This is a genomic window from Pseudomonas sp. S60 (assembly GCF_016647865.1).
Taxonomy (GTDB): Bacteria; Pseudomonadota; Gammaproteobacteria; order Pseudomonadales; family Pseudomonadaceae; genus Aquipseudomonas; species Aquipseudomonas parafulva.
Genome location: NZ_JACVVH010000003.1, coordinates 117,974 through 141,557, shown reverse-complemented (window position 1 = coordinate 141,557; position 23,584 = coordinate 117,974). Strand labels below are relative to the sequence as shown.

21 protein-coding genes and 1 pseudogene are annotated in these 23,584 nt (G+C 63.9%); 9 read left to right on the top strand and 13 right to left on the bottom strand.

The features are described from left to right. Nucleotides 1–206 precede the first annotated feature (206 nt). The 5 genes from IAE33_RS02580 to IAE33_RS02560 all read left to right on the top strand — a co-directional run bounded on the left by IAE33_RS02580 (nucleotide 207) and on the right by IAE33_RS02560 (nucleotide 4,426). Nucleotides 207–1,367, top strand: a complete 1,161-nt coding sequence (locus IAE33_RS02580) for a D-alanyl-D-alanine carboxypeptidase family protein (RefSeq protein ID WP_028632753.1) — start codon at nucleotides 207–209, stop codon at nucleotides 1,365–1,367. Nucleotides 1,368–1,439: 72 nt separating this feature from the next. Continuing rightward, a complete protein-coding gene (locus IAE33_RS02575) occupies nucleotides 1,440–1,715 on the top strand; it encodes a DUF493 domain-containing protein (RefSeq protein WP_028632752.1) in 276 nt (91 codons plus the stop codon). Then, nucleotides 1,715–2,362: a lipoyl(octanoyl) transferase LipB gene (lipB, locus tag IAE33_RS02570; RefSeq protein WP_201161972.1), complete on the top strand. Its 648-nt coding sequence runs from the start codon at nucleotides 1,715–1,717 to the stop codon at nucleotides 2,360–2,362. The genes IAE33_RS02575 and lipB overlap by 1 nt, the downstream gene beginning before the upstream one ends. 2 nt (nucleotides 2,363–2,364) lie before the next feature. Further along, nucleotides 2,365–3,381, top strand: a complete 1,017-nt coding sequence (gene lipA, locus IAE33_RS02565; RefSeq protein WP_028632750.1) for a lipoyl synthase — start codon at nucleotides 2,365–2,367, stop codon at nucleotides 3,379–3,381. A gap of 106 nt (nucleotides 3,382–3,487) precedes the next feature. After that, entirely contained in the window at nucleotides 3,488–4,426 is a 939-nt protein-coding gene (locus tag IAE33_RS02560) for a S66 peptidase family protein (RefSeq protein WP_201162040.1), read from the top strand. A 40-nt stretch (nucleotides 4,427–4,466) separates the two neighbouring features. On the opposite strand, the gene IAE33_RS02555 is transcribed toward IAE33_RS02560, so the two are convergent. From IAE33_RS02555 to leuS, 5 genes are all read right to left on the bottom strand, one after another. Continuing rightward, nucleotides 4,467–5,783: a lytic murein transglycosylase gene (locus IAE33_RS02555; protein WP_201161970.1), complete on the bottom strand. Its 1,317-nt coding sequence runs from the start codon at nucleotides 5,781–5,783 to the stop codon at nucleotides 4,467–4,469. A 60-nt stretch (nucleotides 5,784–5,843) separates the two neighbouring features. Beyond that, nucleotides 5,844–6,008, bottom strand: coding sequence for an alternative ribosome rescue factor ArfA (gene arfA / locus IAE33_RS02550; RefSeq protein WP_028632747.1), 165 nt, complete (start codon nucleotides 6,006–6,008; stop codon nucleotides 5,844–5,846). A gap of 124 nt (nucleotides 6,009–6,132) precedes the next feature. Beyond that, the gene (gene holA, locus IAE33_RS02545) at nucleotides 6,133–7,170 is read right to left on the bottom strand and encodes a DNA polymerase III subunit delta (RefSeq protein WP_028632746.1); all 1,038 of its coding nucleotides are present in this window, start codon (nucleotides 7,168–7,170) and stop codon (nucleotides 6,133–6,135) included. 39 nt (nucleotides 7,171–7,209) lie between these two features. After that, entirely contained in the window at nucleotides 7,210–7,815 is a 606-nt protein-coding gene (locus IAE33_RS02540; protein ID WP_028632745.1) for an LPS-assembly lipoprotein LptE, read from the bottom strand. A gap of 61 nt (nucleotides 7,816–7,876) precedes the next feature. Beyond that, entirely contained in the window at nucleotides 7,877–10,483 is a 2,607-nt protein-coding gene (gene leuS / locus IAE33_RS02535) for a leucine--tRNA ligase (protein ID WP_201161969.1), read from the bottom strand. Between the two features lie 229 nt (nucleotides 10,484–10,712). Here leuS and IAE33_RS02530 point away from each other — a divergent pair, with 229 nt between their 5' ends. Next, nucleotides 10,713–11,027 (top strand): hypothetical protein, encoded by a 315-nt coding sequence (locus IAE33_RS02530; RefSeq protein ID WP_028632743.1) that lies wholly within the window; start codon nucleotides 10,713–10,715, stop codon nucleotides 11,025–11,027. Between the two features lie 116 nt (nucleotides 11,028–11,143). Beyond that, the gene (locus IAE33_RS02525; RefSeq protein WP_201161967.1) at nucleotides 11,144–11,905 is read left to right on the top strand and encodes a YdcF family protein; all 762 of its coding nucleotides are present in this window, start codon (nucleotides 11,144–11,146) and stop codon (nucleotides 11,903–11,905) included. A gap of 106 nt (nucleotides 11,906–12,011) precedes the next feature. Here the strand turns inward: IAE33_RS02525 and lnt are convergent, their stop codons facing one another. The 8 genes from lnt to IAE33_RS02485 all read right to left on the bottom strand — a co-directional run bounded on the left by lnt (nucleotide 12,012) and on the right by IAE33_RS02485 (nucleotide 19,438). After that, the gene (gene lnt, locus IAE33_RS02520) at nucleotides 12,012–13,529 is read right to left on the bottom strand and encodes an apolipoprotein N-acyltransferase (RefSeq protein ID WP_201161965.1); all 1,518 of its coding nucleotides are present in this window, start codon (nucleotides 13,527–13,529) and stop codon (nucleotides 12,012–12,014) included. An 8-nt stretch (nucleotides 13,530–13,537) separates the two neighbouring features. Then, the gene (locus IAE33_RS02515) at nucleotides 13,538–14,377 is read right to left on the bottom strand and encodes an HlyC/CorC family transporter (RefSeq protein WP_028632740.1); all 840 of its coding nucleotides are present in this window, start codon (nucleotides 14,375–14,377) and stop codon (nucleotides 13,538–13,540) included. A 25-nt stretch (nucleotides 14,378–14,402) separates the two neighbouring features. Next, nucleotides 14,403–14,876 (bottom strand): rRNA maturation RNase YbeY, encoded by a 474-nt coding sequence (gene ybeY / locus IAE33_RS02510; protein WP_201161964.1) that lies wholly within the window; start codon nucleotides 14,874–14,876, stop codon nucleotides 14,403–14,405. Then, nucleotides 14,869–15,867 (bottom strand): PhoH family protein, encoded by a 999-nt coding sequence (locus IAE33_RS02505; RefSeq protein ID WP_028632738.1) that lies wholly within the window; start codon nucleotides 15,865–15,867, stop codon nucleotides 14,869–14,871. The genes ybeY and IAE33_RS02505 overlap by 8 nt, the downstream gene beginning before the upstream one ends. Nucleotides 15,868–15,968: 101 nt before the next feature. After that, nucleotides 15,969–16,514, bottom strand: a complete 546-nt coding sequence (locus tag IAE33_RS02500; protein ID WP_028632737.1) for a tetratricopeptide repeat protein — start codon at nucleotides 16,512–16,514, stop codon at nucleotides 15,969–15,971. 189 nt (nucleotides 16,515–16,703) lie between these two features. Beyond that, nucleotides 16,704–17,987: a glutamate-1-semialdehyde 2,1-aminomutase gene (gene hemL, locus IAE33_RS02495; RefSeq protein WP_201161962.1), complete on the bottom strand. Its 1,284-nt coding sequence runs from the start codon at nucleotides 17,985–17,987 to the stop codon at nucleotides 16,704–16,706. A 16-nt stretch (nucleotides 17,988–18,003) separates the two neighbouring features. Next, nucleotides 18,004–18,627, bottom strand: coding sequence for a thiamine phosphate synthase (gene thiE, locus IAE33_RS02490; protein WP_201161960.1), 624 nt, complete (start codon nucleotides 18,625–18,627; stop codon nucleotides 18,004–18,006). A gap of 13 nt (nucleotides 18,628–18,640) precedes the next feature. After that, nucleotides 18,641–19,438: a hydroxymethylpyrimidine/phosphomethylpyrimidine kinase gene (locus IAE33_RS02485; RefSeq protein WP_201161958.1), complete on the bottom strand. Its 798-nt coding sequence runs from the start codon at nucleotides 19,436–19,438 to the stop codon at nucleotides 18,641–18,643. A gap of 257 nt (nucleotides 19,439–19,695) precedes the next feature. Between IAE33_RS02485 and IAE33_RS02480 the strand changes: the two genes are divergently transcribed. Beyond that, nucleotides 19,696–21,684, top strand: a complete 1,989-nt coding sequence (locus IAE33_RS02480) for a sensor histidine kinase (RefSeq protein WP_201161956.1) — start codon at nucleotides 19,696–19,698, stop codon at nucleotides 21,682–21,684. A gap of 233 nt (nucleotides 21,685–21,917) precedes the next feature. After that, nucleotides 21,918–23,569 (top strand): annotated as a pseudogene (locus tag IAE33_RS02475) (acyl-CoA dehydrogenase family protein). Nucleotides 23,570–23,584 lie beyond the last annotated feature (15 nt).

The window sequence follows — 23,584 nt, the reverse complement described above, 5'->3', positions numbered from 1 at the left end:
GCCAATCTGCCTTTTCTTGCAGCTTGAAGCTTGCAGCTTGCCGCTTTTGTCATGAACTGCCGGTGCCGGCCATGTACAATGCCGGTTTTGCCCGCAGCGGCATGATGCCGCATCAGGCCGACGGCCATACAAGCAGAATGACGGGTGCTGGGCGCATGCGCTTGCCCAGGAAACATCTCAGACCATTAGCGATTTTCGAGAGACGGATGAATATCACCAACCTTGCCAAACGACTTTGCCTGCCCGTACTGCTGATGATCACGCCGGCCGCCTTCGCGGCCGAGCAGATGACCCCGGCACCGCCCCAGTTGGCAGCCAAGTCCTATGTACTCATGGACGCGTCCAGCGGCAACGTGCTGGTCGAGAACAACGGTGACGAGCGTCTGCCGCCAGCCAGCCTGACCAAGCTGATGACCGCCTACATCGCCACCCTGGACATCCGTCGTGGCCAAATTGGTGAAAACGACCCCGTTACCGTCAGCGAGAACGCCTGGCGTACCGGTGGTTCGCGCATGTTCATCAAGGTGGGCAGCCAGGTCACCGTCAGCGACCTGCTGCACGGCATCATCATCCAGTCGGGCAACGACGCGTCTGTGGCCCTGTCCGAGCACATCGCCGGCAGCGAAGATGCCTTCGCCGACATGATGAACAAGACGGCTGCCGACCTGGGCATGACCAACAGCCACTTCATGAACCCGACCGGCCTGCCGAACCCAGAGCACTATTCCTCTGCCCACGACATGGCGACCCTGGCCCGTGCGATCATCAACGTCGACCCTGCCCACTACGCCATCTACTCGCAAAAAGAGTTCTTCTGGAACAACATCAAGCAGCCTAACCGCAACCTGCTGCTGTGGCGCGACAAGACGGTCGACGGCCTGAAAACCGGCCACACCGAGGAAGCCGGCTACTGCATGGTGGCCTCCGCCGTACGTGACGGCCAGCGCCTGATTGCCGTGGTGTTTGGTACCAACAGCGAGCAGTCCCGCGCTGCCGAAACCCAGAAGCTGCTGACCTACGGCTTCCGCTTCTTCGAAACCCAGACCTTCTACCAGAAGGGTACCGAACTGGCCAAGGCTCCGGTGTGGAAGGGTGCTACCAGCGAAGTGAAGGCCGGCCTGGCAGAAGACCTGACCATGACCATGCCTAAAGGCCAGCTCAAGCGCCTGCAGGCTTCGATGACCATGAACCCGCAGCTGACTGCCCCCATCGCCAAAGGCGACGTGATCGGTAAGGTCGAAGTCAAACTGGACGACAAAGTGGTTCACAGCGCCGACCTGATCGCCCTCGATGGCGTCGAGGAAGGTGGTATCTTCCGCCGTATGTGGGATAGCATCCGCCTATTCTTCTTCGGGTTGTTCAACTGATACGTGACCTGCACGCCCCCGCGCAGTGGCGGGGGCGTTGTTGTTGCCACGGCTTGTGAGGCCGTTTCCGCCATGAGCGAACCAGACGTCAAGTCCCATAAAATCGAATTCCCCTGCGCCGATTACCCGATCAAGGTCATCGGCGACACCGTTGTCGGCTTCAAGGACACCGTGATCGAAATCCTCAGCAAGTACGCCAAGGTCGATCTGTCCACGTTGGCCGAGCGGCAAAGCAAGGAAGGCAAGTACACCACCGTGCAGTTGCACATCGTGGCGGAAAGCGAAAACCAGCTGCACGATATCAACAGCGCCCTGCGCGCGACCGGCATCGTGAAAATGGTACTGTGATGCCCGGCTGTCTCGGTTTTCGCGAGCTTGGCCTGCAGCCCTATGAACCGGTGCTGGAGGCCATGCGGCGATTTACCGAGCAGCGCGGCCCGGATACTCCAGACGAAGTCTGGCTGGTCGAGCACCCAGCGGTGTTCACCCAGGGCCAGGCTGGCAAGGCCGAGCACCTGCTGGTGCCGGGGGACATCCCGGTGGTGCAGACCGACCGCGGTGGCCAGGTGACCTACCATGGCCCCGGGCAACTGGTGGCCTACCTGCTGCTGGATGTGCGTCGGCTTGGGTTTGGTGTGCGCGACCTGGTAAGCCGCATCGAGCGCACCTTGATCGACCTGCTGGGCAGTTACGCCGTGCAGGCTGCCGCCAAGCCCGACGCGCCGGGTGTCTACGTCGACGGAGCCAAGATTGCCTCCCTCGGCCTGCGCATTCGCAACGGCCGTTCGTTTCACGGCCTTGCCCTGAACGTGGACATGGACCTTGCGCCATTCCGCCGAATCAACCCCTGCGGTTATGCGGGGCTGGCCATGACCCAGCTGCGTGACCTGGCAGGCCCGATCGAACTCGACGAGGTCAGGACGAGGCTGCGCGGACAGCTGGTCAAGCACCTCGACTACGCTGAGCAGACGACCCTCACGGGCGGAATCGACTGAATATGACTATTGTGCAAGAAGCCGTGCCCAACCTGATCCCTACCCAGGACGTCACCCCGCGCCCGGCGCCAAAGAAGGTGGAAGCCGGGGTCAAGCTGCGGGGTGCCGAAAAAGTAGCCCGCATTCCGGTGAAGATCATCCCCACAGACGAGCTGCCGAAGAAGCCCGACTGGATTCGCGTGCGCATCCCGGTATCGCCCGAGGTGGACCGTATCAAGCAACTGCTGCGCAAGCACAAGCTGCACAGCGTCTGCGAAGAGGCCTCTTGCCCTAACCTGGGCGAGTGCTTCTCGGGCGGCACCGCCACCTTCATGATCATGGGCGACATCTGCACCCGTCGCTGCCCGTTCTGCGACGTGGGGCATGGCCGGCCGAAGCCACTGGATGTGGACGAGCCGAAGAACCTGGCCGTTGCCATCGCCGACCTGCGGCTCAAGTACGTGGTTATCACCTCCGTAGACCGTGATGACCTGCGTGACGGTGGTGCCCAGCACTTTGCCGACTGCATCCGCGAAATTCGTGCCCTGTCGCCGGGTGTGCAGCTGGAAACCCTGGTGCCGGACTACCGCGGCCGCATGGACGTTGCGCTGGAAATCACCGCGCAAGAGCCGCCAGACGTGTTCAACCATAACCTTGAAACCGTACCGCGCCTGTACAAGGCCGCGCGCCCTGGTTCGGACTACGACTGGTCCCTGGACCTGCTGCAGAAATTCAAGCAGTTGGTGCCCCATGTACCGACCAAGTCGGGCCTGATGCTGGGCCTGGGTGAAACCGACGAAGAAGTCATCGAGGTGATGCACCGCATGCGCGAGCATGACATCGACATGCTTACCCTGGGCCAGTACCTGCAACCGTCCCGCAGCCACTTGCCGGTGCAGCGTTTCGTGCACCCGGATACCTTTGCCTGGTTCGCCGAGGAAGGCTACAAGATGGGCTTCAAGAACGTTGCGTCCGGGCCACTGGTGCGCTCGTCCTACCATGCCGACCAGCAGGCGCACGAAGCCAAGATCAAGCTCTGAGTTGTAGCGTGTGCAAAAATGCCGGTGCGCCCTGGGGTAGCATCGGCATTTTTTTTGCGGCTCACAGGCCTTAAGCTGTCGGGCATACGCTATTCGGAGTTGCATGATGAACTGTGTTGAAGCCCTTGCCACTGCGCTGCCCAGGCCGGTCCGCCCGGGTAGCTGTTTTGCGGTGGTTGCCCCTGCGGGCCCGGCACGGCTGTACACGCAGAAGGCGATGCAGTGGTTTGCCGACCGCGGTTACCGCTGCCGTGTTTTCCCGGGCGCCACCCAGGCCGAAGGGTACCTGGCGGGCGCGGACAGCCAGCGCTTGCACGACCTGCAGGGTGCGTTTGCTGACCCTGAGGTCGACGCCATTTTGTGCATGCGCGGGGGTTACGGCAGCATGCGCCTGCTCGATCAGCTCGATTTCGAGCAGGTGCGGCGCAACCCTAAACCGTTGATCGGTTACAGCGACATCACGGCGCTGCACACCGCCTTCTACCGGCACACGGGGTTGATTACCTTCCACGGTGGCATGCTCAATGCCGACTTGCTGGGTGCCAAGCGGGCACCCACCGAGGCGTCGCTGTTGGCACAATTGAGCGGGCTGGTGAGGGCAGGGGAGCCAATTGTGCACCCGGCTGACTTCGCGCTGACGACCGTACTGCCAGGTGCTGCCAGCGGGCCGCTGCTGGGTGGCAACCTGTCGATGCTGGGCGCGACGATGGGCACGCTGGCGGAGCTGGACACCCAGGGCTGCATCCTGTTCATCGAGGACGTCAATGAGCCGCTCTACCGGGTTGATCGCCTGCTGACCCAGTTGCGTCTGGCGGGCAAGCTGCAGGGGGTGAAAGGGGTGTTGGTGGGTGACTTTGCCGGCATCACCACGGCGGCGTTGACGCCGTTGCTGCGTGATACATTTGCGCCGTTGGGTGTGCCGGTGCTGGCGGGGTGGCGCAGCGGCCACTGCGACCCCAACGTGTGCCTGCCGCTTGGCGCACGGGTGACCCTGGACAGCGATGCTCAGGCGCTGGTGCTGGAGCAGAACCTGTTCGAGGTGTGACCGTGCCGGGGCTGCAGGGTAGCCCTGCAGCCCGGTAGCGTTACTGCTGGCGCAAGCTTTCGAGCAGCTTCTGGGTCGGGTAGCCGTCTGCCGGCCATCCCAGCCCTTGCTGGGCGGTGCGTATCGCCTTGCGGGTATTGGCACCAATGATGCCATCCGCGTTCCCCGCCTCATGCCCTCTGGCATTGAGCAGGTTTTGCAGCTCCACACGCTCGCTGCGACTCAGTGGCAGGTCCTCTTTCGGCCAGCTACCGGCAATGAAACCCCAGCCGGTGAAGCGGTCACCCAACAGGCTCACTGCCAGCGCGTAAGCCGAAGAATTGTTGTACTTGAGAATGGCGCGGAAGTTGTCCAGCACCAGAAACGCGGGGCCTTTCGCCCCCGCGGGCAGCAGCAGGGCTGCCGACAGCTGGTTGCTGCCTGCCGGCAATTGCGTGCCTGCGGGCAGTTTTACGCCCATCTCCAGCCATTCGGCTACGGGCTTGCGCTGGGTGCCGTCTGCCTGCCAGTAGTCGAAGCCGGCCGGCACCTGCACTTCGAAGCCCCATGGCTGACCGCGCTTCCACCCTGAGCTTTGCAGGTAGTGGGCCGTGGAGGCCAGCGCATCGGGTGTGCTGTTCCAGATGTCACGGCGGCCATCACCGTCGAAGTCCACGGCGTGGGTGTTGTAGGTGGTGGGGATGAACTGGGTCTGGCCCATGGCGCCGGCCCAGGAGCCACGCATGGCCTCTGGCTGGATATCGCCGTGCTGGATGATCTGCAGCGCGGCAATCAGCTGGTCTTGGGCGAACTGCGGGCGGCGGCCTTCGTACGCCAAGGTGGCCAGTGAGCGGATGACGGACTTGTTGCCCTGGAACTGGCCGAAATTGCTCTCCATGCCCCACACCGCCACCAGCACCTGGCGGTCCACGCCATAACGCTGCTCGATGCGGGTCAGCAGCTCGGCGTTCTGCTCCAACAGCTTTTTGCCGTTGCGCACACGCAGCGGGGACAGCGCGCCCTCGAGGTACTCCCACACTGGCCGGCTGAACTCGGGCTGGCTGCGATCGGCCTTGATCACGTCCATGTCGGGCGTGACGCCAATGAAGGCGCGGTCGAACGTGGACGGGGCGATACCCGCTTGCAGGGCCTGTTGGCGGAAGCCTGCCTGCCATTGGGCGAAGGTTTGCAGGGGTTGGATATCGGTGCTGGTGTCAGGTGCAGCGCCAGGCACGTTCACCACAGGTGCCGGTTGCGCAGGTGCAAGCGGCAGTGCGTCGGCTGCCGTGGGCTTTTCGGCACACGCGACCAGCAGGATGAAGCTGGACGCCGCGATCAGCTGGCGGGTATCCCAACGAGGAAGAGGACGGAGGAGCATGCACAGATCCAGAATTACAGGTCAGGTGAAGACCATATCATGCCTGCAGCCCGGATGCTTTCATGCAGCCAAAAAGTAGGAAGCCTCCCAATCTCTCGATTGGAAGGCTTCGCGGCGGTAGCTGCCTTTGCCTTTTTCCGGTTGTTCCTGGCGGCAGCGGAACAGCGGTTGGGCGACGATGGACTTGGCCTTGTTGGGGCCGTGTTTTTTCGGCTTTTTGCTCATGGCGGAGCTCCCGGTGTGGGTGGGTTCGCGGCGCACTGTAGGGGTTGCAGCCGGATGAGGCTAATTGATTGTGTTTATGGTCGTGCTTCAACGAGGGTGACCTGTTGAAAGGTGGCCTTCGCGGCTACAGGGGCGGCAGGGCGAGGCGTTGGCCAGCCATCAGCAGGCACAGCCGTGCCAGGCCGGGCCAGGGCGAACCCTGGGCTTGCCCTTTGATCTGCGCATCAATGCGCTGAGCGTCCTGCAGCAATTGTGACCAGCGTTGCGCGGTCAGCCGTTGCAGGGCCTTGCTGACCAGTGGGCGGCGTTTGTCCCAAACGGGCGGGCGCGCCTGGCTGAACGCTTTGTCCAGTGGCACACCCTGGCTGTATTGCTGGGCCAAGCCGGCCAGCAAGCGCAGCTCTCGCGCCAGGGCCCACAGAATTACCGGTGGCTCCACGCCTTCCCCGCGCAGCCCTTCGAGCATGCGCAATGCATGGGCCGCTTCGCCGTTGAGAATGGCATCGACCAGGCCAAACACATCGAAGCGAGCGCTGTCGGCGACCGCGCCCTGGACGGTTTCAACCGTGATCTGGCTACCATCGGCCAGCAGCTTGAGCTTTTCGATTTCCTGGGCGGCAGCCAACAGGTTGCCTTCGACGCGGGCAGCAATGAGGTCCACCGCGTCACGCTGTGCGCTCAAGCCAGCCTGCTGCAGGCGCTGGTTGATCCACTGCGGCAACTGGTGCACGTCCACCGGCCAGATCTGGATGAACTGGCAGTGAGCGCCCTCGACCAGCGCCTTGCCCCACTTGGTCTTTTGCGCGCTGCCGTCCAGCTTGGGCAAGCTGATCAGCAGCAGGGTGTCTTCAGCAGGGTTGTTGCAGTACTCGATCAGCGCAGCGGCACCTTTGTCACCCGGCTTGCCCGAAGGCAGGCGCAGCTCCAGCAGGCGGCGTTGGGCGAACAGCGACAGGCTGGCCCCAGCCTGCAGCAGTGTGCCCCAATCGAAATTGGCATCGGCGCTGAACACCTGGCGCTCATCGAAGCCCTGCTGGCGGGCAGCATTGCGCACGGCGTCGGCGGCCTCCTGGCACAGCAGCGGGTCGTCGCCGCTGACCACATAGACCGGGGCCAGAGTGCCTTGCAGGTGTTTGTTGAGCTGGGCGGGGGCGAGCTTCATGGGCGATGAGCAGGGCGCCCGAAGGCGCCCTGCACGGGCTTAGTTGCCCGGCACTTCCAGTGGCGACTGCTGCGGCGTCTCAGCCTGCTGGCGGCGAGCAGCCTCCAGTGCTTCAGCTTCCGCCTTGGCGCGCGCGTCTGCCTTGCGCTGAAGCTCGTCCAACTGCGACGGGGTCAGGTTCTGCAGGCGCACCATCAGGGCGTTTACCAGGTCCCGGCGCATCTCGTCGCGGGCGCGCTTGGCGTCCTGCTCGGAGCCGGTGATGTTGGAGGCGTCACGCACATAGACTTTACGCACTTGCACCTTGTCGCTCAGCAGTTCCAGGTTGTTCAGGCCCTGGATGCTGTAGTCCAGCTCGGTGGTGAGCTCGAATTCAGCAGTGCGGTTGCCGCTGTTGTAGGTGACCGAGCGCTCGCGCTCCTGTTCGTTGGTCAGCGCCAGGCGGTACGGTGCGCCCGCGTGAACGTTCACGCCACTGCTTTCCAGCACCTGGCGTACTTGTACCACGGTCGGGCCATACGCGTTGCGCGCGCTGACGTCCATTTCCTTGATGTTCAGTTCGTTGGAACCGGTGCCGCGCAGCTGGAAACCGCAGGCACTGAGCATGACCGCCAGGCCGACTACCAGCAGATTGCGTTTGATCATGTTGATGCTCCCTCGTGAGCCTGTTCCGTCGGCCCGCAGTGGTTGCGGGCCGACGTTGCCATCAGTTGGCGACAATATTGACCAGTTTGCCCGGTACCACGATGACCTTGCGGATGGTCAGGCCATCGATGAAGCGCAGGACATTCTCGTTGCTGCGGGCGGCGGCTTCGACTTCCTCGCGGCTGGCGGCGGCGGGCATTTCGACCTGACCGCGCAGCTTGCCGTTGACCTGCACCACCAGGGTGATGCTGTCCTGCACCAGGGCAGCTTCGTCCACGGCCGGCCAGCCTGCGTCGATTACCGCCTGCTGGTGGCCCAGTTGCTGCCACAGCTCATGCGAGATGTGCGGGGTAATCGGTGCCAGCAGCAGGGTTACCGCTTCCAGGCCTTCGTGCAGCAAGGCACGGTCCTGTTCGGTGGCCTGCGGGGCTTTTTCCAGCACGTTCATCACGGTCATCACCTGGGCGATGGCGGTGTTGAACTTGTGGTACTGGCCCACGTCGGTGCTGGCCTGCTTGATGGCGGCATGGATGGCGCGGCGGATGACCTTCTGCGCGTCGTCCAGGGCGGCGACGTCCAGCTTGCCCGGCAGGCCCTGGGCGACATGGGCCTGGGCCAGGCGCCAGACACGGCGCAGGAAGCGGCTGGCACCCTCGACGCCGGAGTCGGACCACTCCAGGCTGGCATCAGGCGGCGAGGCGAACATCATGAACAGGCGGCAGGTGTCGGCGCCGTATTGGTCGATCATCGACTGCGGGTCAACGCCGTTGTTCTTCGACTTCGACATTTTCTCGGTGCCGCCGATTTCAACCGGCAGGCCGTCGGTTTTCAGGCGCGCGCCAATGATCTTGGCCTTGGCATCGCGCTCGATTTCGACGTCGGCCGGGTTGAACCAGTCCTTGCCGCCGTTGCTGGCCACACGGTAGTAGGTTTCGGCCACCACCATGCCCTGGGTCAGCAGGTTCTTGAACGGCTCATTGGAGGAGACCAGGCCTTCGTCGCGCATCAGCTTGTGGAAGAAGCGTGCGTACAGCAGGTGCAGGATGGCGTGTTCGATACCACCGATGTACTGGTCGACCGGCAACCAGTGGTTGGCGGCTTTCGGGTCTACCATGCCGCCTTCGTAGTTGGGCGAGGCGTAGCGGGCGAAATACCAGGACGACTCGACGAAGGTGTCCATGGTGTCGGTTTCGCGCTTGGCCTCGGCGCCGCATTTAGGGCAGGTGCACGCGTAGAACTCAGACATGCGCGCCAGCGGCGAACCGGCGCCGTCGGGTACCACATTCTCTGGCAGGGTGACCGGCAACTGGTCTTCCGGCACTGGAACGTCGCCACAGGACGGGCAGTGGATGATCGGGATAGGGCAGCCCCAGTAGCGCTGGCGGCTGATACCCCAGTCGCGCAGGCGGAACTGGGTGCGTGACTTGCCCAGGTCCTTGCGCAGCAAGGCGGCTTCGATGGCGTCGAAGGCGCCGGCGAAGTCCAGGCCATCGAATTCGCCGGAGTTGATCAGTTGGCCATGTTCGCCGTAGGCAGGCTGCCATTCGGTGCCCACTTCATCGCCTGCGCTGGTGCGCACCACAGCCTTGACCGGCAGGTTGTACTTGTGGGCGAACTCGAAGTCGCGCTCGTCGTGGGCCGGTACCGCCATGACGGCGCCGTCGCCGTAATGCATCAGCACGTAGTTGGCGACCCAGACCGGCAGCTTCTCGCCGGTGAGCGGGTGCTCCACCAGCAGGGAAGTGGCCATGCCTTTCTTTTCCTGGGTGGCCATGTCGGCCTCGGCAACGCTGCCGCCCTTGCATTCGTCGATGAACGCCTGCAGCGCCGGGTTGCCCTGCGCGGCCTGGGTGGCCAGCGGGTGCTCGGCGGCGACGGCAACGTAGGTGGCGCCCATGAGGGTGTCAGGGCGCGTGGTGAAGACCTTGAGCGCCCCTGCATGGCCAATGCTGGCCTGGTCGTACGGGAACTGCACTTCCATGCCGCGGGACTTGCCGATCCAGTTGCGCTGCATGGTCTTGACCTGCTCGGGCCAGCCCGGCAGTTCGTCGAGGCTTTCCAGCAGTTCGTCGGCGTAGTCGGTGATGCGGAAGTAGTACATCGGGATTTCGCGCTTTTCGATCAGCGCGCCCGAGCGCCAGCCACGGCCGTCGATGACCTGCTCGTTGGCCAGTACGGTCTGGTCAGCCGGGTCCCAGTTAACGGTGCCGTTCTTGCGGTAGATGATGCCTTTTTCGAACAGGCGGGTGAACAGCCACTGCTCCCAACGGTAGTAGTCAGGCTTGCAGGTGGTGACTTCACGGGCCCAGTCGATGGCCAGACCAAGGCTCTTGAGCTGGGTCTTCATGTAGTCGATGTTTTCGTAGGTCCACTTGGCCGGGGCGACGTTGTTTTTCATCGCCGCGTTTTCAGCAGGCATGCCGAAAGCGTCCCAGCCCATCGGTTGCAGGACGTTCTTGCCCAGCATGCGCTGGTAGCGCGCGATCACGTCACCGATGGTGTAGTTGCGCACGTGGCCCATGTGTAGCTTGCCGCTCGGGTACGGGAACATCGATAGGCAGTAGTAGGTATCTTTGCCTGGCTGTTCGGTAACAGCGAACGATTGTTGCTCGTCCCAGAACGTCTGGGCGGCGGCTTCTATGTCACGGGGCGTGTATTGTTCGTGCATGGCTACTTTTGGCTGAGAGAGAAAAGACCTTGTTGCAGGCAGCGAAACCTAGCTGCATCCGGCACTCCGGTGTCGCCTGGAGTGAACGCCGTAGCATACAGCAGCGCTGCGTATCGTGGGAAACCTTCGTTGCGAATGCCCGCTGGTCGCGGCGCCCGGCTGCTTTTGGCATCGACGCTAAGCTCAGTGGTGGGGGGAGATATGGTCTTATCTTCAATGAGGTGAACGGATGGGAGAGTCGCAGCTACCTGCAATCAAACCAGAACTTTACGAACGGCTGATCGACCGCCTTGGGCTGGCCCTGGAGACGGCCAGGGCGTCGGTGCAGTTGCGTGACGAGATGCCTGCGGAACTGGAATTGCGTGGTTTGAGCCACGCCGAGTTCGAGGTGATCAGGGCTTACCTGGAATCGTTCCGGGCGCGCCCCGAGGGCTGTGCCGGCAGTTACCCACAAGCGGAGCCGGCATCGGCCAGGATCATCTGGCTCAAGGACAGAAAACGCCCCGCGCATGCGCCGCGTTCAAGAGCAACGTCTCATCGCTGACCAGGCCATCGTCGGGCCTGGGTCCATTTTCTGAGCGTACTCCATCGGTGCCGGTCTGCTCTTGTTGACCGGCGCCGATGCTTTTAGGCTGCACGCCTGCCCAGGAGGTGTAGCTGATGCCCATCCGATACTTCATCAAACAATGGCTGCTGCCACCTGGCCTGTTGCTGCTGTTACTGGGTGCCGCCTGGTGGCTGCGGCGAACACGGCCCAGGCTTGCTGCAATGTGCTTCGCCTTGGGGCTTGGCGGCCTGTGGCTGATGAGCCTGCCGTTGACGGTGCAGCAAGCGGCGCGGTTGCTGGAAACCGAGCCGGCGCTGGAGCCTGGCGAGTGGGCGAACCTCAGCCGCCGGGCCGATGCCATCGTGGTGCTGGGGGCTGGCCGTGAGCGCGGCGACCCTGCCTGGGCCGGGGCTGACCAGCCGACGCCGACTGCGCTGGAGCGCCTGCGTTTTGCGGCGCGCCTGGCCAAGGCCTCGGGGCTGCCGGTAGTGACCAGCGGTGGCCTGCATTACGGCACGCCGCCGAGCGAAGCCGGGTTGATGGCTGATAGCCTGGCCGAGGATTTCGGGGTTCAGGTGAAGTGGCGTGAAGAAGCCAGCCGTACCACCTGGGAGAATGCCCAGCTGACCGCAGCGCTGTTGCAGCCGCTTGGCGTGCGCCGGGTGGTGGTGGTGACGCAAGCCTGGCACATGCAGCGCTCGCGCTGGAGCTTCGAGCAGGCGGGGTTCACGGTGGTGTCAGCACCGGTGGGGTTCCTGGGGCGCGAACATGGCCGCCCCTTCGCTGGCTTGCTGCCCGAGAGCCGATCGGTGTGGCAGAACGGGCAGCTAATCAATGAAATGGCAGGCTTGGCAGGCTACCGGTTGTTTTATTGAATCGCCCGCGCCCTAGTGCCCGTCTTGATGATGGTTTCGCCTGTGATAGCCAGCGCCGCTCGCGCGGCGCATCGCGAGCTGCGCTCGCTCCTACATTGGTGCAGGTTTAGACAGCCCTGGCAACCCGCCCGGCCAGCAGCGCCCAGCCCAGCAGCAGGCCGCACACGATCGCCAACGGCCACGAGCGCCACTGCAGGTACGGCGTGAGCTGCTGCATCGGCACCACTTCGCCATACATCACCGCCTGCTGGAACTGAGGCACCTGGGCTGTGATGCGGCCATATGGGTTAATCAGGGCCGTGACGCCGTTGTTGGTGGCACGGATCATCCAGCGCCCGGCTTCGAGTGCGCGCATCTGGGCCATCTGCAGGTGTTGCAGCGGGCCGATGGAGGTGCCGAACCAGGTGTCGTTGCTGATGGTCAGCAGCAGGTCGCTGCGCGCGGCAAGGCCTGCGGCGAACTCCGGGTAGACCACTTCGTAGCAGATGTACGGTGCAATCTGGTAACCCTTGGCCTGCAGCAAAGCCTGGTCTTCCGGCCCGCGAGCGAAGTCGGACATGGGCAGGTTGAAGAACTCGATCAGCCCACGCAGCATGTCCTGCAGCGGCACGTATTCACCAAATGGCACCAGCTTCTGCTTGAGGTACGTACCGTCACCCTCGCCAGCAACCGTAATGCCATTGAAGTAGCGGCGCTGGCGGTGCACCACCTCGCGCACCGGCACCCCGGTGATCAGCGCCGAATGACGTTCGGCGGCAAAGCGGCCCATCATGTCGATGTAGCCCTGGGCCTGGTCCTTCAGCACCGGCACTGCGGTTTCCGGCCATATCAGCAGGTCCACTGGCCGGGAGCTGAAGCTCAGGTCACGGTACAGCGCCAGTTGCGCGTCGATGTGTGCGGGGTCCCATTTGACGTCTTGCTCGACGTTGCCCTGGATGGCAGCCACCTTCAGTGGGTCGCCTGCCGGGGTAGTCCAGGCGTGGCCTTTAAGCGCCAGGCCAAGGCCCCAGGGGCTGAGCAGCAGCACGCACGCCACAGCCAGGAATGCCGGGCGCGCACGCAAGCGGTGCAGGTTGCACAACAGCGCAGCTGTCAAAGCCAGGGTGAACGAGACCAGCCACACGCCGCCGAGCGGTGCCAGGCCTGCGAGTGGGCCGTCCAGTTGGCTGTAACCCGCGTACAGCCACGGGAAGCCAGTGAGAAACCAGCCACGGAAAGCCTCTTGCAGCAGCCACAATGCCGCGAAGCACAGGGCATCGGCCAACGGTGCTTCGTTGCGCCGCAGCCAACGGGCCCACAACCAGGTGGGTAAGGCGAAGAACCAGGCCAGGGCGGCAAAGAATGCCAGCAGCAAGGCGATCGCCAGCACCGGCGAAGCGCCGCCGTAGGTGGTCATGCTGACGTAGATCCACCAGGTGCCGGCCCCGTAAAGACCAAAGCCGAACCACCAGCCGCGCCACAGGGCCTGGCGCGGGCTGAGCTCGCGCAGGCCCAGGTAGAGCACCGCTATGGACAGCAGCGCCAGCGGCCAGATATCGAAGGGCGCCAGCGCCAGCAGGGTGGAAGCACCGGCCGCCAGGGCCAGCAGGTTACCGGGCCAGCCGGGGCGGGTGATCCAGTGCATGTTTGTCCTTAACGGTTGATCGGGGTCAGGCGCAGCAGGTGTATGCGCCGGCTGTCGGCATTCAGGACACGGAACTTGTACGAGCCGATTTCGGTGGTCTCGTTACGTTTGGGCAGGTGCCCGAACGCACTCATGACCAGGCCACCGACCGTATCGAACTCGTCATCGGAGAAGCCGCTGTCGAAGAATTCGTTGAAGTTCTCGATGGGCGTCAGCGCCTTGACCAGGAAGTCGCCGCTGGGCAGCGGCTTGATGTAGCTGTCTTCCTCGACGTCGTGCTCGTCTTCGATATCGCCGACGATCTGTTCCAGCACGTCCTCGATGGTAACCAGGCCGGCCACGCCACCGTACTCATCAATGACGATGGCCATGTGGTTGTGGTTGGCGCGGAACTCGCGCAGCAGCACGTTCAGGCGCTTGGACTCCGGCACGAAGGTGGCGGGGCGCAGCAGGTCCTTGATGTTGAAGCTGTCGCCATTCTCTTTGAGAATCAGCGGGAGCAGGTCTTTGGCGAGCAGCACGCCCAGCACATCGTCGTGGCTTTCGCCGATGACCGGGTAGCGCGAATGCGCCGCATCGATCACCGCCGGCAGGAATTCGCGCGGCGACTGGCCAGCGCGGATGCTGTTCATCTGCGAGCGCGGCACCATGATGTCGCGTACCTGCAGGTCGGCCACCTGGATGGCGCCCTCGACGATAGTCAGCGCTTCGCTGTCCAGCAGTTTGTTCTGGTGGGCTTCGCGCAGCAGCTCGAGGAGCTCCTGGCGGTTTTTCGGCTCATGGGCAAAAGCCTGGGTCAGTTTGCCCAGCCAGGACTTCTGCCCGTTGCTCGATCGATCTTCGCTCATGGCGGTTCTCGTGATCCTTGGTGTATCAGTGTGTGATTGAGTCGGTTTCATCGTCGGCGTAAGGGTCGGGGTGACCCAGTTGCGCCAGCAAATCCCGTTCCAGGCCTTCCATTTCTTCGGCCTCGTCATCGTCGATGTGGTCGTAGCCGAGCAGGTGCAGGCAGCCGTGGATGACCAGGTGCGCCCAGTGGGCCTCCAGCGGCTTGCCTTGTTCGGCAGCCTCACGTTCGACCACGGGCACGCAAATGACCAGGTCGCCCAGCAGCGGGATATCGAGCAGGTCATCGGGCACGTCTGCAGGGAACGACAGCACGTTGGTGGCGTAGTCTTTGTGCCGGTACGTGTGATTGAGTTCCCGGCCTTCGGCTTCGTCGACCAGACGAATGGTCATCTCGGAATCGGCCTGGCGCTGACGCAAGGCAAGTTCGCACCAACGGCGGAACGCCGCGTCATCCGGGGCGGCCGCGTCGGTCGCCCGTTGCATGTCCAGTTCAAGCATCTTTGCCAGGCGCCTCGGGCTTGGCCTGGCGGGCATCGAAGCGGTCGTAGGCTTCGACGATGCGCTGTACCAGTGGGTGACGGACCACGTCCTTGGGCTGGAAGTGGGTAAAGCTGATACCCGGTACGTCCCTGAGCACCTCGATCACGTGGGCCAGGCCCGACTTGGTGCCACGCGGCAGGTCGACCTGGGTGATGTCACCGGTAATCACGGCGGTTGAACCGAAGCCGATACGGGTAAGGAACATTTTCATCTGTTCGAGCGTGGTGTTCTGGCTTTCGTCGAGGATGATGAAGCTGTTGTTCAAGGTGCGCCCGCGCATGTAGGCCAGCGGAGCGATCTCGATCACCTGGCGTTCGATCAGCTTGGCCACATGCTCGAAACCCAGCATCTCATACAGTGCGTCGTACAGCGGTCGCAGGTACGGGTCGATCTTCTGCGCCAGGTCACCCGGCAGGAAGCCGAGCTTCTCGCCGGCCTCAACCGCCGGGCGTACCAGCAGGATGCGCCGTACCTGTTCACGCTCCAGGGCGTCGACAGCGCAGGCAACGGCCAGGTAAGTCTTGCCGGTGCCTGCTGGGCCGATACCGAAGTTGATGTCGTTGGCCAGAATTTCCTTCACGTAGCGCTGCTGGTTGACGCCACGGGGGCGGATATTGCCCTTGCGTGTGCGCAGCGAAACGCTGACCTCGTTGACCGCCGGGTTGTCGATGTTCTCGACGGCCGATTCCTGCAGGTACAGGTGCACGGTCTCCGGTGACAGCTCGGTGGCCTTGGTTTCACGGTAAAGACGGCGCAGCAGCTGCTCGGCAGCGCTGGTGGTCTTGGGGTCGCCGATCAGTTCGAACTGATTGCCGCGGTTGCGGATCTCGATGGCCAGGCGTTGCTCGATCAGGCGCAGATGCTCGTCGAACTGGCCACACAAGTTGGCGAAACGGGGGGCCTCGAAGGGCTCGAGGATGAAACGATGGGGTTCTATGGGTGCGTTCAAGGTCTTTTTTTAGCCGCTCGACGGCAATGGGTGTGAGCCCAAGAATAACCCTTGAATGGCAGTGGCGAAAGCCCCGATCGGCGCTGCCCTATATGCAGCACTCAGGGCAGTGGCGAGAACGGTGAGCGGCCGTCGGCGTTCTGCAGTTCCAGCAAATACTTGCGGAAGATCTGGCCGAGTACCTGAGTGGCGTGTTCCAGCTCGTCGCGGGGCATCTGCTCGGTGACCTCGTCGGCCATGTCCAGGGCATCTTCAGCGCCGTTGACCGCCGCCATCTTCAGCAGGATGTAGGCCTGCACGTTGTTGGCCTTGACCCCTTCACCACGGAAGAACATGGCACCCAGGCGGTACTGGGCTTCGGCATGACCTTGAAGCGACGCTTTCTGGAACCAGTCCAGTGCTTTGTTCAGGTCTTTGGGTGCCTGGGTGTAGTAATGCTCGCCCAGTTCGAACTGCGCCTGGGCATCCCCTGCGGTCGCGGTCTGCTCACAAGCCTTGAGTGCATTTGCCAGGTCTTCAGGCTGCACATTCAACGTGCAGCGCCCCGTTGCCGGGATAAGCAACGAGTTACCGCCCTCCGCCAGGGCCAGCAGGGGCTGAAGAAGCAGCAGGCAGCCCAGGGTGAGGGCGCGGCCGGTGCGGTTCATGGGGATCGACTTACCTCTGCAAAGCTGCGGCCAATGTCTCTGGTGGCACATTATGGGATAAGCAGCGCCAACCTTACAAAGTTTTACTGGAATTTATCTCGGGTTGGGGAAGTCGGCTGATTGTGCGCGGTGTTGATTGCCGGTAATGGCCCCCTCCAGCACCTGTGCGGGGCCATTACCGGCGCTGCATCACTTCAGCGCGGCAAAGGCCTTCTCAGCTGCATCCAGGGTGATTTGCAGCTCCTTGTCGCCATGGGCGATGGAGGTGAAGCCTGCCTCGAACGCGCTCGGGGCCAGGTACACGCCGCCGTCGAGCATCAGGTGGAAGAAGCGCTTGAAGCGCTCTGCATCGCTGGCCATCACGTCTTCGAACGTGACGATGTCGTCGGCGCCGCTGAAGTACAGGCCGAACATGGCACCCGCCTGGGTGGTGACGAACGGCACACCTGCGGCATCGGCGCGTTGCTGCAGGCCGTCCAGCATGCGGGTGGTGTAGTCGGTCAGCTCGGCGTGGAAGCCTGGGCGGCTGATGAGGTTGAGGGTGGTCAGGCCGGCGGCCATCGCCAGCGGGTTGCCCGACAGCGTGCCTGCCTGGTAAACCGGGCCGAGGGGGGCGATGCAGCCCATGATTTCGCGTTTGCCGCCAAAGCAGCCGACGGGCATGCCGCCGCCGACGATCTTGCCGAAGGTGGACAGGTCGGGGGTGATGCCGTAGTGGCCCTGGGCGCCGCCCAGCGAGACACGAAAGCCCGTCATCACTTCGTCGAAGATCAGCACCACACCGTGCTTGTCGCACTGCTCACGCAGGCCTTCGAGGAAGCCCGGGGCCGGCGGTACACAGTTCATGTTGCCGGCAACCGGCTCGACGATGATGCAGGCGACGGTCTGGCCGACTTCGGCGAGGGTTTTTTCGACCGCAGCGATGTCGTTGAACGGCAGGGTCAGGGTGTGCTTGGCGAAATCGGCCGGCACGCCCGCCGAGCTTGGCACGCCCTGGGTGAGCAGGCCGGAACCGGCCTTGACCAGCAGGCTGTCGGAGTGGCCGTGGTAGCAGCCTTCGAACTTGATGATGGCATCGCGACCGGTGTAGCCACGGGCCAGGCGGATGGCGCTCATGGTCGCTTCGGTGCCCGAGCTGACCATGCGTACCATTTCCATGGACGGTACCAGGGCGCAGACCAGGTCGGCCATTTCGGTTTCCATGGCGGTAGGGGCGCCGTAGGACAAGCCATGGTCCAGCTGGCGGCGTACGGCATCCAGCACGTCGGGGTGGCCGTGGCCAAGAATCATCGGGCCCCAGGAACCCACATAGTCGACATAGCGCTTGTCATCCTCGTCTACGACGTAGGCACCTTCGGCGTGCTTGAAGAACAGCGGCGTGCCGCCAACGCTTTTGAAGGCGCGCACGGGCGAGTTGACGCCCCCGGGGATGTGCTTCTGGGCTTGGGCGAACAGGGCTTCGGAACGGGACATGGAGGGCTCTCTCGAATCAGGATGCGAACAAGGCGTTGAAGGCGCGGGCGCGGCGGGTGACTTCCTGCGCGCTATCGGCACCGAACAGGCCGTGGATCACCGCCAGCAGGTCGGCGCCATGGGCAACCAGCGGGGCGGCATTGTCGAGGGTGATGCCGCCGATCACCGCGATCGGCAGCTTCACCTGGGGGCGCGCCTGTTCCAGCAGGCTGAGGCTGGCAGCGGGGGCACCCGGTTTGGTGGTGGAGTTGAAGAAGCGGCCAAAGGCGACATAGCTGGCCCCTTCGCTGGCCGCCTGGGCAGCGAGGTCCAGGCTGGCATGGCAGGTAGAACCGATGATTGCCTGGCGGCCCAGCAAGGCGCGGGCCGGCGTCAGGGGGCCATCAGTCTGGCCCAGGTGCACACCGACACCCAGGCGTGCAGCCAGCTCGGCATCGTCATTGATGATCAGTTGGGTGCCGTAACGCTCGCACAGGTTTTTCAGGGCCTCGGCCTCCCGCAGGCGGCGTGCCTCGTCGTCGCCCTTGTCACGGTACTGCAGCAGGCACACACCGCCTTCGAGGGCTGCTTGCACATGGCTGAGAAAACGCCCGGCGAGCAGCTGGCTGTCGGTGATGGCGTACAAGCCCCGTAGTTTCATCAAACACCTCGTGTCAGGAGCAGAAGTCCAGCGGCAGGCGGCGCGGCACGTACTGGCCCTTGCCCAGCTGTTCTGCATCGCGCAGCGTGCGCCAGGTGTAGTCCAGGGCGCTGCGCACAGCGCTGTCCAGCTGTTCGCCCAAGGCCAGGCGGCCGGCCAGGGCGCTGGCCAGGGTGCAGCCCGAACCATGGTAGCTGCCCGGCAGACGCTGGCACGTCCAGGTGTGGTGCTGGCCGTCACGGCTGTACAGGCGGTTGTGGATTTCGGCTTCGTCGCCGTGGCCGCCGGTAATCAGCACGTGCTTGCAGAACTTCAGCAGTTTGTCTGCGCACTCATCGGCGCTGCCCTCGGGCAGTTCGGCAAGAATACGCGCCTCTGGCAGGTTGGGCGTGGCGATGGTTGCCAATGGCAACAGGCGCTCGCGCAGGGCGTAACCCACCTCGTCCTTGCCCAGCCGCCCGCCGCCGCCCGCGCGCAGTACCGGGTCGCACACCAGCGGCAGGTGCGGGTGCGCGGCCAGCAGTTCGGCGACGGTGTCGACCATCTCGATAGAGCCGAGCATGCCCAGCTTCACGGCGGCCACCTGGGAGTCGGCCAGCACGGCATTGGCCTGGGCCAGCACCCATGCGCGGTCGAGCACGCGGAAGTCGGTAACGTTGACGGTATCCTGCACAGTCAGGGCGGTCACCGCGGGCGCGGCGTGGCAGCCTTGGGCGAGCAGGGCTTCGATGTCTGCCTGCAGGCCGGCACCGCCACTGGGGTCGTGGCCGGAGAGACAGAGGACAACGGGGCGGGAGGCGTAGGTATTCATGGTCGGCGAGCTTACCACCAAAGCGGTTTGAGGGGGCCGCCCCAGGCACGGGTTTAGTTGTGTCAGGGTAAGGGCTGTAGTCGCTAATGGCCTGTAACCACTGTTCTAGAGCGGTTTCTTCAGTGTTGCCTGCGGCAGCCTGACGCAGGTGTGCTAGAGTGCGCGCATCATTCGATCAATGGGTACTGCCGGCTCACGTCGTCTCAAACGGAAAGGAGGCGAACACGACGCGACTGGCCAGGCCATGCTGGGGCTGTATGCGCTATTTGCTGATTGTGTTGTTGGGTTTGCTGCCGGTGCTTGCCGGGGCGGTGGACTTCGCCGATACCACCCGTCACCTGCCTTTGGGCAAGGTCATGCAGGTGTATGAAGACCCAGACGGCAGTGCCAGCATCGCGCAGGTCAGCGCACCTGGCTTCGCCCAGCACTTTCGCCCACACCAGCAAGCGGTGATGAACGCCGGCTATTCCACTTCGGTGTTCTGGCTCAAGCTTGAGCTGCGGCCCCTCGCGCAGGGCGCTGCCACGCCACGCCAGTGGTTGCTGGAACTCGCCTACCCGCCGCTCGATCACCTTGAACTGTACGTTGCCAACCCCGACGGGCATTTTCAGCTGGCTCAGCGCACGGGCGATGCCTTGCCTTACGACTGCCGCCAGATCCGCCAGAGCAACTACCTGTTCAGCCTGCAGTTGCCACCTGGGCAGGCCACCACTGTCTACTTGCGCCTGCACAGCCAGGGTTCGGTACAGGCGCCGCTGGCCCTGTGGGCGCCGGAGGCCTACCTGGAGGCGCAGCCCAGCCATTTCTACGTGCTGGGCATGATCTATGGCGTGCTGTTGGTGATGCTGGTGTACAACCTGTTCATTTACCTGAGCGTGCGCGATGTCAGTTACCTGTACTACATCCTGTATATCGCTTCGTTCGGGTTGTACCAGGTGTCGGTCAACGGCGCGGGCATTGCCTACCTGTGGCCACACAGCCCTTGGTGGGCGAATGCCTGTACGCCGCTGTTCATCGGCGCTGCCGGGCTGTTTGGCTGCCAGTTCGCCCGGCACTTCTTGCAACTGCGCAGCATCAGCCCGCGGTTCGACCGGCTGTTGCAGGCATTGATGCTGGGCGGCGCAGGGGTGATGGTGCTGGCCGTGACCCTGCGCTACGGCATCGCGTTGCGCATGGCAACGGCGCTGGCACTGCTGTTCACGGTGAGCATTTTCAGCGCCGGGCTGTATGCCTGGTGGCGTGGTTTGCGTGTAGCGCGGTGGTTCATCATCGCCTGGACGGCGTTTTTGCTGGGTGGGCTGGTCAACACCCTCATGGTCCTGGGTTACCTGCCGAACCTGTTCATCACCATGTACGCCAGCCAGCTGGGTTCGGCGCTGGAGGTGGCGTTGCTGTCGCTGGCGTTGGCCGACCGCATCAACAACTTGCGCAATCAGCAGGCGCAGGCCCTGCGTGACACCGGCCGCACGCTGGAGCAAGTCAACCAGCAGTTAGCCACCAGCAACCGGCTGAAGGATGAGTTTCTGGCCAGCGTTACCCATGAACTGCGCACGCCCATGAATGGTGTGATCGGCTCGCTGGAGCTGATGCAGACCCTGCCGATGGACGCCGAAATGGCCCATTACCACCGCACTGCTGTGGGGTCGGCGCAGGGCATGATGGACCTGGTGGATGCCATTCTCACCCTGTCTGAGCTGCAGGCAGGCCGCCTGCGCGCGCACCCCGCGCCGTTCAGCCTGCGGGCACTGCTGCAGGGCTTGCGCGCAGGGTATGCGGGGCGGGCGTTGAGCAAGGGGCTGTACCTGAGCCTGGACATTCCCGCCGACATCCCGGATGAGCTGCTGGGTGACGCGCAAAAGCTGGCCCGTTGCCTGGGTTGCCTGGTGGACAACGGGTTGAAGTTCACCCACCAGGGCGGTGTGACGGTTCAGGTGCGTGGGCGCCGTGTGGGGCCGAGGGATCTGGCGTTGAGCTTTACCGTGAGCGACAGCGGCATTGGCTTCGATGACCTGGAGCAGTCGACCCTGTACCAGCGCTTCTTCCAGGTGGATGGGTCGATGACCCGGCGCTATGGCGGGCTGGGTATCGGGCTGTCGATCTGCCGGCAGATGGGCGAGTTGCTGGGCGCACGGTTGGCCCATGAGTCCACACGCGGACTAGGGAGCCGGTTTGAGTTGAGTGTGAACATGGCGATTTCGCAGGTGCAGATGAGCCCGGATATCCGGCAGGCGCGGCGCTTGCCCTGAGGGTATGGGGTAGGGCTGGTGGGTGTTCGCCATTGCAGGTGCAGCGCCTGACAGAACGAGCGCCGCCCGCGCGGCGCATCGCGAGCTATGCTCGCATGGCGCAGGAATAATTGGCCCAAATAAACTGTAGGAGCGAGCGCAGCTCGCGATGCGCCGCGCGGGCGGCGCGCGATCCCTCAAGCGCTGCAAATCCTGCGGCGAGCTTTGACTCCCCCCGGATCCAGGAGCCCTCCATGAACCTGCACCAGTACGCTGAAACTCACGAAGTCACCAACCAGCCGCCACCCCTGGATGGCGCCAACCTCTACCGCCTCGACCTGCCGCTTCAGGAGTGGTCCAGGCGTTACGGGGCGGGCTGGGCCGAGTCGCGGATCGATACCTACGGCGCGCTGGCGGGTGGGCCATTGATGCAGGCAGGTTTCCTGGCCAACGCGCACAAACCCGAATTCAGCAGCCATGACCGCTATGGCCACCGTATCGACCTGGTCGAATTCCACCCGGCCTACCATGAACTGATGCGCACCGCCGTCGAGCATGGCCTGCCTTCGCTGCCTTGGGCCGAACCCCGCCCCGGCGCCCATGTGGCGCGGGCCTCGATGACCTACCTGCACAGCCAGGCCGAGGCGGGCAGCGGTTGCCCGCTGACCATGACCTTCGCTGCCGTGCCGGCGCTGCGGCTGCAACCCGAGCTGGCCGAGTACTGGCTGCCGAAGATCCTGGCCTGCCAGTACGACCCGCGCAATGTCGGCGACCGGCACAAGGCAGGCGTCACCCTGGGCATGGCCATGACCGAAAAGCAGGGGGGACCGATGTACGCGCCAACACCACCCGGGCTTACCCGGTGGGGGCGCCGGGGCCGGGCCAGCCTTATGAGCTGGTTGGTCACAAATGGTTTTGTTCGGCGCCGATGTGCGACGCCTTCCTCACCCTGGCGCAAACCGAGAAAGGCCTCAGTTGCTTCCTGTTGCCGCGCCATCGCCCGGACGACCACCGTAACCAGTTCTATATCCAGCGGCTCAAGAACAAGCTGGGCAATTGCGCCAATGCCTCCAGCGAGGTCGAATTCCGGGGGGCGCTGGCGTGGATGGTCGGCGAAGAGGGGCGGGGTGTGCCGACCATCATCGAAATGGTGGCGATGACGCGCTTCGACTGCATGGTTGGCTCCAGCGCCCTGATGCGCCAGGCACTGACCCAGGCTGCCCACCACTGTGCGCATCGCAAGGTGGGCGGGCGGTTGCTGAACGCCCAGCCATTGATGCAGAACGTGCTGGCCGACCTGGCGCTGGAAAGCGAAGCCGCGCTGGCCTTGAGCCTGCGCATGGGGCAGGCACTGGAGCAACTGGATGACCCGCAGCAGGCACATTTTGCACGGCTGGTCACGGCGGTAGGCAAATACTGGATGTGCAAACGCGCCCCCGGCATGATCAACGAAGCGGCCGAATGCCTGGGCGGCGCCGGTTATGTGGAAGACAGCATCCTGCCGCGGCTGTACCGCGAAGCGCCGGTGAACTCGACCTGGGAAGGCTCGGGCAACGTGCAATGCCTGGACGTGCTGCGGGCCTTGTCCAAGGAACCGGGCGTGCTGGATGCGCTGTTTACCGAGCTGGGCGATGGCCATGGCGACCCTCGCCTGGCGGCGCATATCGGCAACCTTAAGGCCGCGTTTACCGACACCGGTGACCTGCAGTACCGGGCGCGGCAGCTGACCGAAGACATTGCCCTGGCGCTGCAGGCCAAGCTGTTGCTACAGGCGGGGAACGCGGTGGTCAGCGATGCGTTCATCGGTAGCCGCCTGGCGGGCAGTGGGCGGGTGTACGGCGCGCTGCCACGGGGGGCCGATGTGGAGGCGTTGGTGGCAAGGGCCACGCCAGCCTGGGCGGGATGAGCGGGCTGTTCTGAG